General features: G+C 72.4%; 10 protein-coding genes. 6 read left to right on the forward strand and 4 right to left on the reverse strand.

The genetic code is table 11. The features are described 5' to 3' along the window. Nucleotides 1-163: 163 nt before the first annotated feature. Nucleotides 164-337, reverse strand: coding sequence for a hypothetical protein (locus PV789_RS08820; protein WP_274976946.1), 174 nt, complete (start codon nucleotides 335-337; stop codon nucleotides 164-166). Between the two features lie 220 nt (nucleotides 338-557). Between PV789_RS08820 and PV789_RS08825 the strand changes: the two genes are divergently transcribed. The 3 genes from PV789_RS08825 to PV789_RS08835 all read left to right on the forward strand — a co-directional run bounded on the left by PV789_RS08825 (nucleotide 558) and on the right by PV789_RS08835 (nucleotide 3,884). Beyond that, entirely contained in the window at nucleotides 558-1,148 is a 591-nt protein-coding gene (locus PV789_RS08825; protein WP_274976947.1) for a hypothetical protein, read from the forward strand. A 172-nt stretch (nucleotides 1,149-1,320) separates the two neighbouring features. After that, complete coding sequence (locus PV789_RS08830; protein WP_019610181.1) at nucleotides 1,321-1,659, forward strand: hypothetical protein; 339 nt, start codon at nucleotides 1,321-1,323, stop codon at nucleotides 1,657-1,659. Between the two features lie 392 nt (nucleotides 1,660-2,051). Beyond that, nucleotides 2,052-3,884: a carbohydrate-binding module family 20 domain-containing protein gene (locus PV789_RS08835; RefSeq protein WP_274976948.1), complete on the forward strand. Its 1,833-nt coding sequence runs from the start codon at nucleotides 2,052-2,054 to the stop codon at nucleotides 3,882-3,884. Nucleotides 3,885-4,104: 220 nt separating this feature from the next. Here the strand turns inward: PV789_RS08835 and PV789_RS08840 are convergent, their stop codons facing one another. Then, nucleotides 4,105-4,734, reverse strand: a complete 630-nt coding sequence (locus PV789_RS08840; RefSeq protein ID WP_274976949.1) for a TetR/AcrR family transcriptional regulator — start codon at nucleotides 4,732-4,734, stop codon at nucleotides 4,105-4,107. Nucleotides 4,735-4,804: 70 nt separating this feature from the next. Between PV789_RS08840 and PV789_RS08845 the strand changes: the two genes are divergently transcribed. After that, complete coding sequence (locus PV789_RS08845) at nucleotides 4,805-5,671, forward strand: ketopantoate reductase family protein (protein WP_274976950.1); 867 nt, start codon at nucleotides 4,805-4,807, stop codon at nucleotides 5,669-5,671. On the opposite strand, the gene PV789_RS08850 is transcribed toward PV789_RS08845, so the two are convergent. Continuing rightward, nucleotides 5,668-8,787: a bifunctional [glutamine synthetase] adenylyltransferase/[glutamine synthetase]-adenylyl-L-tyrosine phosphorylase gene (locus PV789_RS08850; RefSeq protein ID WP_274978097.1), complete on the reverse strand. Its 3,120-nt coding sequence runs from the start codon at nucleotides 8,785-8,787 to the stop codon at nucleotides 5,668-5,670. The two genes, PV789_RS08845 and PV789_RS08850, sit on opposite strands and share 4 nt — an antisense overlap. 203 nt (nucleotides 8,788-8,990) lie before the next feature. Further along, nucleotides 8,991-10,415: a type I glutamate--ammonia ligase gene (gene glnA / locus PV789_RS08855; protein ID WP_274976951.1), complete on the reverse strand. Its 1,425-nt coding sequence runs from the start codon at nucleotides 10,413-10,415 to the stop codon at nucleotides 8,991-8,993. A gap of 351 nt (nucleotides 10,416-10,766) precedes the next feature. On the opposite strand from glnA, the gene PV789_RS08860 reads away from it, so the two are divergent. Both PV789_RS08860 and PV789_RS08865 read left to right on the forward strand, forming a co-directional pair. After that, on the forward strand, nucleotides 10,767-11,243 hold the full coding sequence (locus tag PV789_RS08860; protein WP_274976952.1) for an RDD family protein: 477 nt from the start codon (nucleotides 10,767-10,769) through the stop codon (nucleotides 11,241-11,243). Nucleotides 11,244-11,527: 284 nt separating this feature from the next. Next, nucleotides 11,528-12,970 carry an LCP family protein gene (locus PV789_RS08865; RefSeq protein WP_274976953.1) on the forward strand — a complete coding sequence of 481 codons (1,443 nt, stop codon included), beginning with the start codon at nucleotides 11,528-11,530 and terminating at the stop codon, nucleotides 12,968-12,970. Nucleotides 12,971-13,097: the final 127 nt, after the last annotated feature.

Genomic DNA, 13,097 nt, shown 5'->3' on the forward strand with positions numbered 1-13,097 from the left:
CCGGGGAGCGCGTCCTCGGCTCCGGTCGGTTCAGCCCGAGTCCTCGGGTGCGCTCGCCGAGCAGCCGGAGCCGGTCGCGGCGGCCGACGGGCAGCGGACCGGTCCGGGAGGGGAGGGGGTGTGTCCGACACCGCGCGGTTCCCTTGTCCCCTCCCGCGCGCCCTCACGCGGCGCGGCCGTAGGAGCGCCGCCGGCGCTGGCGCTCACGGCGTTCCTCCCTGCGCCGCGCGCGCTCCTCGGCGCGTGCCCGCAGGGCCGCCCGCACGTTCTCCGCCTCGCGGACGCGCCGCTCGGTCATCTCCCGGGCGTTGGCGTTGAGCAGTTCGCTGTGGAACACGGTGCTCTCCTCTTCACTCGCGAGGCGGAACCGGTGTCCCGCCGTGTGCTCTCCACGTTCTCCCTAAGACCCCGGGGCGCACATGGGGAGGAATCCCAGTCCTGGGAGGTCTGAGCGCCGGTGCTCCCTAAGACCCGACCCCCGACGGCGTGTCACACCGCGCCTTCGACCGATGACCCGTAGTTGTCTAGGCGGCGACAACGCACGTGGGAGGCGCGACATGACGCGGAAGTACAGGGCTGGGACGGCGGGCGCGCTCGCAGTAGGCGCGCTCACGGCGGGGCTGGCGGCGGGCGCGCTGGGCGCTCCCGCGCCCGCCGCCGCGGAGCCGGTGGAGGGTGAGGGGCGGGTGGGCCTGTTCCTGGAGGCGGGCGAGGCACCGCGGCCGGGTGAGGAGTTCACGCTGAGCACCACCGTCGGCGACGGTCCCGTGGAGGACGCCCTGCTGGCCCAGCACGTTCCCGGGGAGCTGGAGATCGTCGAGGTCGGGCAGGAGGGGGTGGTCCGGGACGGGATCGTGAACTGGCGGGTGACGGTGCCCGAGGGGGAGGAGGCGGTGTACACGGTGCGCGTCCGCGCTCCGGAGGCGACGGGGGAGCGCCTGACCAGCACCGCCTGCCTGCTGCTGGAACGCGACGCCGACCCGGCCGCGTGCGCCAGCGACTCGGTCCTGGTCGCGGAACAGACCGCCATGTCGCGGGTCTCGGAGTACACCGACCCCGCGAACCTGCTGCGGGCCGCGGGGGTCGCCCTGGCGGTGGGACTGGCCTGGATGCTGTGGCGGCGCAGGAGGGCGGTGTCGCGCGGCTGAGGAGCCGGGCTGGTGGGGAGCTGGGCTGGTGAGGAGCCGCGCGGGTAGGGGAGCCGGGCAGGTGGGGCGCCGTGCGGGTGAGAAGCCGGGCAGGTGGGGGTGCCGGTTTTGTTACGTCAGTGTGTCATGAACCCGGAGAGGGAAAACTACAGGGCGTAGTAGTGTTTCCGGCATGGACATTCTCTACTCCGCGCTCGTCTTCCTGCACATGATCGGCCTGGCCGGGATCATCGCGGGCTTCCTCATGCAGGTCATCACCGACAACCCCAAGTCGACCAAGGTCCTGCTGCACAGCTCCCTGCTCCAGTTCGTCACCGGTCTGCTGCTGGTCGGGGTGGCCGAGATGGCCGACCTCGGTGAGCTGAACCACGTCAAGATCGCGGTCAAGCTGCTGGTCGCGCTGGCCGTCGTGGTCGTGGGCGTGCTCAACCTGCGCAAGCCCGCCAAGAACCTCGCGATCATCGCGGGCGTGCTCGCCATCGTCAACATCGGCGTGGCCGTCTTCTGGTAAGCCCTCCCGGAGCGGCCCCCGCAGGCCCCTCCGGAGCCACCACCGGTGGCGGCACGAACCGTGCCGCCACCGGTTTTTTCTGGGTGCGTTTTTGTAACCTTGCGAAAACTTTCCCACGGGCTTCGGGGTCTTGCGCGGGTGTCGTCCCAGCTCACGCGGGAGCGCGTCCCGGGGGCGGGCCGGTGGAAAGGGCGGCCCGAAGCGCATCACGGCAGATGGGAGCGGAGGTCGTCGCACTGGGTGAGCGGTGTGACGTTCAGATCAACACCCGTTCACAAGAGCGTTCCGGTCTGTTAGCTTCGTCACGCTCACGCAAACTCTTGCAAACACTGCAAGGGAACAGCGGACGGGGCAGTGCCGCCCCGCCGCGCTACCTCCCCCAAGGAGCGCACATGAAGCACATCCGACCCGGCGCCGTCGCCGGGGCGGTCCTGATGGGGGTCGGCCTGCTGGCCGCCCCCGCGCAGGCCGTCCCCGTCCCGGAGGCCCCCACGACACAGGTCCCGGCAGCCCCCGCCCCCGCCGAGGACGCCCGGGCCGCCGACAACGGCGAGACCATCGTCCAGCTCTTCCAGTGGAACTGGGACTCCGTCGCCGCCGAGTGCGAGGAGTTCCTCGGCCCCCACGGCTTCGGCGGGGTGCAGGTCTCCCCGCCCCAGGAGCACGTGGTCATCCCCTTCGCGGAGGGCGGCGACTACCCCTGGTGGCAGGACTACCAGCCGACCTCCTACCGCCTCGACAACACCCGGCGCGGCACCGCCGAGGAGTTCCAGACGATGGTCTCCACCTGTGCCGACAACGGCGTGAGGATCTACGCCGACGCGATCATCAACCACATGACCGGCGACGGCTCGGGCACCGGCAGCGCGGGCACCGACTGGGCCAAGTACGAGTACCCCGACCTGTTCGGCGACGGCACCGCCTCCCGCACCGGGGAGGACTTCAGCTCCTGCCGCAGGGAGATCAGCAACTGGAACGACAAGTGGGAGGTGCAGAACTGCGAACTCGTCGGACTGTCCGACCTCGACACCGGTGACCCCGAAGTGCGCGCCCAGATCCGCCGCTACCTCAACGGACTGGTGGACATGGGCGTGGCGGGCTTCCGCGTGGACGCCTCCAAGCACGTCCCCGAGGCCCACGTCGACGCGATCTTCTCGGACCTGAACGAGGTCCCGGTCTTCGGCGGCCAGCCCGACGTCTTCCACGAGGTCTACGGGGACCAGACCATCCCCTACACCGCCTACGCGCCCTACGGCCGCGTGACCGCCTTCGACTACCAGCGCGACATCTCCAACAAGTTCGCGGACGGCAACATCTCCGGCCTGGCCCAGCTGCCGGACTACGGCGGGCTCACCGACGAGCAGGCCACCGTCTTCGTCGACAACCACGACACCCAGCGCTACCACCCGACGCTGACCTTCAAGGACGGCGACCGCTACCACCTGGCCGTGGCGTTCATGCTGGCCCACCCCTACGGGCGCCCCGTGGTGATGTCCAGCTACGACTTCGGCTCCAACGTCACCCAGGGCCCGCCCAGCGTCGGCGAGGTGCAGGGCAACCCGGCGGGCTGGATCACCGCCGACACCGACTGCTCCAGCGCCGAGTGGGTCTGCGAGCACCGCCACCCGACCGTCGCCGGGATGGCCGCCTTCCGCAACGCCACCGGCGACACCCCCGTCGTCCAGCGCGCCGCCGACGGCTCCTCCCGGCTCGCCTTCGACCGGGGCGACCGCGGCTTCGCCGCCTTCAACGCCACCGGCTCCGCCTGGAACCTGACCGCCGACACCGACCTGCCCGACGGCAGCTACGACAACGCCGCCGGGAGCGGAACCCTCACCGTCGCCGACGGCCGGATCAGCGCCCGGGTCCCCGCCGACGGGGCCGTCGCCCTGCACGTGGGCGGCACCTGCGACGACCCGGCCGAGTGCGAGGGCGGCGGCGAGCCGGGCGAGCCGGGCCAGGTCAGCGTCTCGGCCACCGTGGAGACCTGGTACGGCCAGGAGGTGTACGTGGTCGGCTCCACCCCCGCGCTGGGGTCCTGGAACCCGCAGAACGGGGTGAAGCTGTCCACCGACGCCTCCACCTACCCCGTGTGGTCGGGCACCGCCCCCATCGGCGCCGACACCGAGTGGAAGCTGGTCAAGGTCGACGGCGCGGGCAACGCCGAGTGGGAGTCCGGCGCCAACCGCGTCGGCCCCGCCACCAGCGTCACCTGGCGCGACTGACCCGTGCGCGGCGCCCCGACCGGGGCGCCGCGCACGGCCCTCCCGGGACGCCCTCCCGGGGGCCGCGAGCCGCTTCCGCGGGGCCGACCACTCCCCGGCCCCGGCGCCCCCGCGTCCGACTCCTCCGGCGCGGGGGCGGCCGCCGAGCCGAGACCGTCCACACCCCGACCGGCGGGGCGGACGCCTCCCGGCCCGCGCCGCCCGCGCCCGTCCCGGGTGGTCAGGTCCGGGTCGGTGGCGCACTCAACGCCGCGGTGAGGAACGTGATCGCCCACCGCCGGGCCGCCTCGCCCGCTGCCGGGGGCACGCAGCCGGGGGAGGGCCGCTGGTGGACCTCAAGGCGGTCGACGGCCGTCACGGCAAGGATGCTCCGTATCCTGAACCGCAGCTCCTCCGGTGAGAGGTCGGGCAGCACGCGCGCGAAGGCCGCGAGGTAGCGCTCGCGGACCGAGTCCTCGGCCGGACCGGTCCAGGCGCGCGCCTCCTCGGCCGGGTCGCTGAGGATCGTCACGATCATCCGGGACGTCCGGGCACCGCCCTCGTCGCCGACCGGCATCCCGTCGAACAGCGGCCCCGCGAACGCCTCCACCAGTTCGCCGACCGGTGGGTCGGGGGTCCGGGCGAGCAGTGCGTCGAGCCCGGCGCACTGGGCGGCGTTGACGGGCTCGACCACGCGGCGGGCGACCGCGGCCATCAGCTCCGCCTTCGAGCCGAAGTGGTAACCGACGGCGGCCAGGTTCGCCCCGGCGAGCGCGGTGATCGCGCGGACCGAGGTGCCGCGGTATCCGTGCTCGGCGAAGAGGTGCTCGGCCGCGTCGAGGAGCTGGGTGCGGGTGTCTGTGGTCGCCACACGAGGGACTCTACATATGTTTGAATGAAACGAACGTATGAATCAAACGAACGTATGAAAGAGGATCGCCATGAAGCTGCTCGTGTACGGAGCCGGGGTCTGCGGCAGCCTGTTCGCCGCCCGCATGCACGAGGCCGGCCACGACGTCTCGCTCCTCGCCCGGGGCGAGCGCCTGGCAGCCCTGCGCCGACACGGAGTACGGCTCGCCGAGGAGGACGCCCCGGCGGTCGAGCGGGTGCCGGTACCGGCGGTCGAGCACCCGGACAGCGGGTACGACCTGATCGCCGTCTTCGTCCGCACCCACCAGGTGGAGGCGGTGCTGGAATCACTCGCCGGTGTCCGGGGCGACGTGCTGTCCCAGCTCAACTGGGCAGCCGGCCCGGAGGCACTGGGCGCGGCGATCGGCCGCGAGCGGCTGCTGCTCGGCTTCCCCCCGTTCGGCGGCACGATGGACGGCGACGTGGTCCGCTACCGCGGGAGCGGTCCCGTCGTCCGCCGGGTCGCGATGCCGGTCGGCGAGCCCGACGGCCGTACCACCCCGCGGCTGGCACGGATCGTGGAGACGTTCCGTGCCGCCGGGGTCAACGCCGAGGCCGAGCCGCGGATGGACGCCTGGCTCAGGACGCACGCCGCGTTCGAGGTCCCGCTCGGGCAGGCGGTACACGCGGCGGGCGGCCCGGTGGCGCTGGCCGACGACCCGGACGCGGTCCGCGGCATGCTCCATCTCATGCGGCGCAACCTCGCCGCGCTGGAGACGCCGCCGGTGCCCCGCGCGTTCACCGGGTTGCGGGCCCTGCCGCAGGGACTCCTCGTGGCCGTGCTCCGGCGCTTCCTGAAGAGCCCGACGGCCGTGCACAGCGGACTCAACGACCGCTCGCCCGCCGCGATGGCCGAACTGGAGCGGCTGGCCGAACAGCTCCGTGGTCAGTACACCTAGTCGTCGTAGAAGACGCGCTCCATCACCGCCCGCGCCCGGCGGGTGGCGCGCAGGTAGGTCTCCGTCAACTGCTCGGCCGGGCCCTCCCGCACGGACTCCGCGCCCTCCCCGGCGCCCTCCTCCTCGTCCTCGCCGTCTCCACCGCAGGGGCAGCCCATCGCCTCCGCCAGCGACGCCCGCACCCGCAGGTCCGAGGGCAGCGAGTCCCCGCCCCGGCCGCGCACCAGCATCACCATGCCCCGCACCCGCGACGCCAGCCGCCAGGCCCGGCCCAGCACCTCGCCGTCCTCCGCGTCCAGCAGACCGTGCGCCACGGCCGCCTCCAGCGCCTCCAGGGTTCCGGTGGTCCGCAGGTCGGGGTACTCGTGCGCGTGGCGCAGCTGGATCAGCTGGGCCACCCACTCCACGTCCGACAGCCCGCCCCGGCCCAGCTTGGTGTGCAGTGTCGGGTCGGCGCCGCGCGGCAGCCGCTCCGACTCCATCCGCGCCTTGAGCTTGCGGATCTCCAGCACCGCCGAGGAGTCGATCCCGCCCTCCGGGTACCGGATCGGGTCGATCAGCCTCGTGAACGCCTCCCGCAGCTGCGGGTCGCCCGCGACCGGCTTGGCCCGCAGCAGCGCCTGGCTCTCCCACACCTGCGACCAGCGCCCGTAGTAGGCCGCGTAGGACTCCAGCGTGCGCACCACCGGCCCGCTGCGGCCCTCCGGGCGCAGGTCGGTGTCCACCTTCAGCGGCGGCTCGGCCGCGGGCATCTCCAGCAGCCGCGCCAGCTCCCGCACGACGGCCAGCGCCTGCCTGGTCGCCGCGCCCGTGTCCACGCCCGGCAGGGGGTCGTGCACGTACATCACGTCCGCGTCGCTGGCGTAGGTCAGCTCGCCGCCGCCGAACCGGCCCATCGCCACCACGCACACCCGGGTGAGCGGCTCGTCCCCCGACGCCGCCACCACCAGGTTCTGCGCCAGCCGCAGCGCCGCCTCCACGGTCACCGCGGCGATGTCGGTCAGCGCCGCCCCCACGTCCTGGACCGAGGCGACCTCCAGCAGGTCGGCCGCGGCGGTGCGCAGCAGCTCGCGGCGGCGCAGCGCGCGCACCGCCGACACCGACTCCTCGGCCGTGTCGTACCGGCGCCGCGCCGCCTCCGCCTCCCCGGCCAGCACCTTCGGGTCGCGCCGCACCAGGTCGCCGTCGTCGTCGAACATCGCCACCGCCTCCGGGGCGCGCAGCAGCAGTTCCGTCACGTACCGGCTCGTCCCCAGCAGCCACGCCATCCGCTCGGCCACCCGCACGTCGTCGCGCAGCAGGCGCAGGTACCACGGCGTGGTGCCCAGGGCCTCGCTCACCTGCCGGAAGCCCAGCAGGCCCGCGTCGGGGCCGGGGGAGTCGGAGAACCAGCCCAGCATCACCGGCAGCAGCGTCCGCTGGATCGCCGCCCTGCGCGAGACCCCCGAGGTCAGCGACTCCAGGTGGCGCAGCGCACCGCCCGGATCGACGAACCCCAGCGCCTCCAGGCGGTCCCTGGCCTGCTCCGGCGACAGCCGCGCCTCCTCGCCCGGCAGCCTGGCCACCGCGTTGAGCAGCGGCCGGTAGAACAGCTTCTCGTGCAGGCGCCGCACCTCCGACGACACCCGGCGGCGCGCTTCGGTCAGCTCCCGCACCGGGTTCGCGGTCATCCCCAGCGCCCGCCCCAGGCGGCGCAGCTGGTCGGGACCGTCCTCGGCGGCCGCGTCGGGCATCAGGTGCGTGCGCCGCAACCGCTCCAGCTGCAACAGGTGCTCCAACCGCCGCAGGAACCGGTAGGCCTCCGCCAGCCCCGCCGCGTCGCCGCGCCCCACGTACCCGTGCTCCGACAGCGCGGCCAGCGCCTCCAGGGTGTTGCCCGACCGCAGCCGCTCGTCGGTGCGCCCGTGCACCAGCTGGAGCAGCTGCACGGAGAACTCGATGTCGCGCAGCCCGCCCGGGCCCAGCTTGAGCTCGCGCTCCGCCTCGCCCGCCGGGATGTGCGCCACCACCCGGCGGCGCATCGCCTGCACGTCCTCCACGAAGTCCTTGCGGCCCGCCGCCTCCCACACCATGGGGGAGATGACGTCCATGTAGGCCCGGCCCAGCTCCGCGTCCCCGGCGATCGGCCGGGCCTTGAGCAGCGCCTGGAACTCCCAGGTCTTGGCCCAGCGCTCGTAGTAGGCGCGGTGCCCCGACAACGGGCGCACCAGCGGGCCGTTCCTGCCCTCGGGGCGCAGCGCCGGGTCCACCTCCCACAGGGCGCCCTCGGCGTCGGTCTCGGCGGGGATGCGCATCATCGCGGTGGCCAGCCGGGTCGCCGCGCGCATCGCCGCCTGCTCGTCCACCGGCCTCCCGGAACCCGGGCCCGCGTTCTCGTCCGAACCCCCGTCCGCTTCCCCGTCCGCGGCCGGCTCGGCCACGAACACCACGTCCACGTCGCTGACGTAGTTGAGCTCGCGGCCACCGCACTTGCCCATGCCGATGACCGCCAGGCGGCACAGCGCGGCGTCCTCGGGGTGCTCGGCGCGGGCCACCGCCAGCGACGCGTCCAGCAGCGACGCGGCCAGGTCCGCGAGTTCCCCGGCGACCTCGTCCACCGTGCACAGCCCGGTCAGGTCGCGCCCGGCCAGGCGCAGCACCCGCCTGCGGTAGGCCACGCGCAGGACGTGCCGCAGGGCCTCCGGCGAACCGTCGCCGACCACGGCCGGGTCGGCGGTCGGCGCGGGGCTGTGGGGGTCGGCGCCCACGGTGTGCAACAGGCCGCGGCGCACCTCCTCCGGCCCGGGGGAGCGGGCGGCGTCGGCGCCCCGCAGCTCCCGCCAGTCGCCCGGGTGGCGCACCAGGTGGTCGGCCAGGGCGGTGCTCGTGCCCAGCACCCGGCACAGCCGGGCCCGCAGCTCCCGGTCCTCGCGCAGCGCGTGCAGGAACTCTGCGGGGTCGGGGTCGGACTCCAGGATGCGGATCAGCCCGAGGAGCGCCTGGTCGGGGTCCGGGGCGGCCGCGAGCGATCCGATGATCTCGGTGTCGGCCCGGGCGTCGAGCCCGGCCTCCTCCACCAGCCGCAGGGCCCGGGTGCTGTCGCTGAAACCGCGCCTGGCGAGCGCGCCTGCCGTCATGTTCGTCGTTCCGTCCCTCACCACGTGTTCAACGGTAACGGTCCGGCCGGTGAGCGGGCCCGGTGCCCCGGACCGGTCGGGCCCCCGGCGCACGGGGCGGACCGTCCCGCGCACCCGGAACCGGGCCGGGGCCGGTACCCGAACGGATACCGGCCCCGATGGGGGAGTGCGCGGCGCGCCCTCCCGGAGCTGCCGTCTACGTCTTAGATGTCGTAGTAGAGCTCGAACTCGCGCGGGTGCGGGCGCAGGCGCAGGGAGTCGATCTCCTCGGTGCGCTTGAAGTCCACGTAGGTCTCGATGAGGTCCTTGGTGAACACGCCGCCTTCGAGCAGGAACTCGTGGTCGGCCTCCAGGGCCTCCAGGGCCTCGTCCAGCGACGCCGGGACGGTCTTGATGGCCTGGGCCTCCGCCGGGGGCAGCTCGTAGAGGTCCTTGTCCACGGGCTCCGGCGGCTCGATCTTGTTCTTGATGCCGTCGATGCCGGCCATCAGCATGGCGGAGAAGGCCAGGTACGGGTTGGCCGACGGGTCCGGCACGCGGAACTCGATGCGCTTGGCCTTGGGGTTGGAGCCGGTCAGCGGCAGGCGGATGCAGGCCGAGCGGTTGCGCTGGCTGTAGACCAGGTTGATCGGGGCCTCGTAGCCGGGCACCAGACGGTGGAAGGAGTTCACCGTCGGGTTGGTGAAGGCCAGCAGCGCCGAGGCGTGCTTGAGCAGGCCGCCGATGTAGTAGCGGGCCGTGTCCGAGAGCTGGCCGTAGCCGGACTCGTCGAAGAACAGCGGCTCGCCGTCCTTCCACAGGCTCTGGTGGCAGTGCATGCCCGAGCCGTTGTCGCCGAAGAGCGGCTTGGGCATGAAGGTGGCCGTCTTGCCCGCCGCGTTGGCGACGTTCTTGACGATGTACTTGTACAGCTGCACCTTGTCGGCCTGCTGGAGCAGGGTGCCGAACTTGATGCCGATCTCGGCCTGGCCCGCGGTGCCCACCTCGTGGTGCTGGAGCTCGACCTCGATGCCCGACTCGATCAGCTGCTGCACCATGTCCGAGCGCAGGTCGCTGTAGTGGTCGACCGGCTCGACGGGGAAGTAGCCGCCCTTGTAGCGGGGACGGTAGCCGCGGTTGCCGCCCTCGATGGCCGAACCGGTGTTCCAGGCGCCCTCGATCGAGTCGATCTCGTAGTAGCCGGTGTTGGACCGGGTCTCGAACTTGACGTCGTCGAAGATGTAGAACTCGGCCTCGGGGCCGAAGAAGGCGGTGTCGGCCACGCCGGAGCCGCGCAGGTAGGCCTCGGCCTTGCGGGCGACGTTGCGCGGGTCGCGGCTGTAGGACTCCAGGGTCAGCGGGTCGTGGACGAAGAACGTCATGTTCAGCGTCTTGTGCTTGCGGAACGGGTCCAGCACGCCGGTGCTCAGGTCCGGCAGCAGCAGCATGTCGGACTCGTGGATGGCCTGGAAGCCGCGGATCGACGAGCCGTCGAACATCTGGCCATCGGTGAACGTCGACTCGTCGACGTTCTCGGTCGGGAGGGTAACGTGGTTCACGCCTCCGAAAAGGTCCGTGAATCGGACGTCGAGGAACCTGACGTCCTCGTCCCGGATATAGGCGAGCACCTCGTCGACGCTGCTGAACAAAACGAACCTCCGTGCAGGTGGCTGAGACGGTGGACCGGGGTCCGCCCCATCGCGGACACGTCGGATCACGAGCCGTCTCCCGGCTTCGTCTCCGAAGCTAGGAGCGGGTGGTTTCCGCGCCATGTCTCGATTGTTTCCTGTATGTTACGGACCCGGCTGTTGTCGCAGACCACCGGGTCTGACCCGGTGATTCCGCCCTGTAGGGGCCGAAAAGGGACGCCGGACGGCCCTGTTTGCGGCCCCCGCCACGGCCTTCGGTGTGACCTGCGCCATGGTCGGCCGCGCGGAGGATCACAGCAGCTCCGACGACCCGGGTACGCACCCTCCGACCGGGTGGATACCGTGGAGGGCATGAGCGACGAGAGCCGGGGCTCCGCCACCGCGGCGTCCGGGGACGACTTCCAGTACCGGGGCAACCGGCTCGGCCTGCCCGAGAGCGGCCCGGGTTCGGTGCCCGGTGTGATGCGCCGCCTGGTGGGGCTCGTCCTGGACTGGATGCTCTCCCTCGCGCTCGCCTGGGGGGCCTACGGCGTCGGGCTGGTCGGCGCGGGCGCCAGCCAAGCGGAGGCCGTCCCCATGGTCAGCAACACCGCCCTGGTCGTCTTCGCGGTCATGAACGTCCTCCTGCTCACCCTCTTCGGCACCACCGTCGGCCGCCGTCTGGTCGGCGTGGGCATCACCGCCACCGGCGAGCGCTCCTGGCCCTGGTTCGTGTCCATGACGGTGCGCACCCTCCTGCTGTGCCTGGTCATCCCCGCCGTCATCTACGACCGCGACACCCGCGGGCTGCACGACCGGGCGGCCGGGACGATCGCCACCCGCTACTGAGGCCTCACAGGGGGTTCCCGGCGGACGGGAAGCCCGGAGCGCGCGTGGGCGCGGCCCCTCCGAGCTGCTGTTAACATCCGTTCATTACTTGGCCCGGGAACGGACCGAAACCCTGCGCGCTTGACTCCCCGCCCCCACGGGGCTGCGTTCGCGCGCGGGGAACCGGGTCCGGACCCCGCGCGGGGGCCCGGTCCCCGACGCGGAGCCCGTTCCCACCGGTGGGCCCCGTCCCCGTCGGGGGACCCGGCCGCCTCTCACGCACGCCGCCGCACCCGAAGGTTCGCATGGCTGGAAAACGCTCCGCCCCCCGCCCCTCGTCCGCCGCCGTGCACGCCGTGCGCATGTCCCCGGGGCAGTGGGTCGCCTGCGTGGCCACCGCCCTGGCCATCATCGCCAGCCTCGGCGGCTACGGCTGGTACCAGGGCATCGTCGGCAACATCACCACGGCGCAGGTGGACACCGACGCCTGGGACCGGCCCACCAGCGTCGAGGGCGTGATGAACCTGCTCATCATCGGCTCCGACGTCCGGTCGGGGGAGAACGCCAACTACGGCGAGGCCGAGGGCGCGCGCCCGGACACCATGCTCATCGCCAGCATCAACGTGGACAACGGCGCGGCCACGCTGGTCAACCTGCCCCGGGACCTGGTCGTGGACCTGCCCGGCTGCGACGCCGTGGAGGGCTACGAGGGGATGAGCCCGCACAGCGGCATGATCAACTCGGCGATGACCTTCGGCGGAGTGGGCTGCCAGTGGCAGACCGTCGAGGAGGTCACCGACGTGCACCTGGACCACTTCGTCATGATGGACTTCACCGGGTTCAAGGACATGGTGGACGCCATCGGCGGCGTGGAGATGTGCGTCCCCCAGCCGATCGACGACCCCAAGGCGCACCTGACGCTGGACGCGGGGATGCAGACCCTCATGGGTGAGGAGTCGCTGGGCTACGTGCGCTCGCGCTACGGCCAGGGCGACGGCAGCGACCTGTCCCGGATCGACCGCCAGCAGGAGTTCATGGGCGCCATGCTGCGCCAGGTGCTCAGCAGCGAGGTCATGACCAGCCCGGTGACCATCACCAACTTCCTCAGCGCCGTCACCGACTCGGTGACCACCGACGAGGAGCTGACCGTGGAGACGATGACCGACATCGCCATCTCCATGCGCGAGGTGGACCTGGAGCGCATCCAGTTCGTCACCGTGCCCAACGGCCAGCACCCCGCCGACGCCAACCGGCTGGCCATGAGCCAGCCCGCCGCCTCCGAGCTGTTCGCGGCGATCAACTCCGGCGCCTACTTGGAGGACGAGGAGCCGGAGGACGAGGGGGAGGAGTCGCAGGAGGAGTCCGGCGAGGCCGCACCGGCGCCCGCCGACATCTCCGTGCAGGTCCTCAACAACACCGGTGTCCCCGGTCTGGCGAACGAGGTCCAGGGCGTCCTGCTGGGGGAGGGGTACAACGTCACCGGTATCGGCGAACCCGTGGTGCGCTTCCCCGAGCTGACCACCGTCTACTACGCTCCGGGTGAGGCGGCCGCCGCCGAACTGCTGGCGGGTTCGCTGGAGAGCGCGGTCACCGAGGAGGTCGCCGACCTCCCGCAGACCCTGGAACTGGTCATCGGCCAGGACTGGAACGGCTTCACGGGCGGGGGCGGCTCGTCCGGTTCCGAGGTCTCCATCACCGAGGACCTGGGCGGCACCACCGCGGCCGGGGCCCAGGAGAGCGCCTGCTGAGGGCTGATCACCGACACCCGGAGACCGGTTCCGATCTGACACGGTACGTGCCCGTCCGGTACCATCCGGCCGTTACGTCCGTGTCAGCTCTCGCGCAGTACGACCTCCCCCACCGACCGGACCAGCC

Source organism: Nocardiopsis camelliae, from assembly GCF_028993595.1.
GTDB lineage: Bacteria > Actinomycetota > Actinomycetes > Streptosporangiales > Streptosporangiaceae > Nocardiopsis > Nocardiopsis dassonvillei.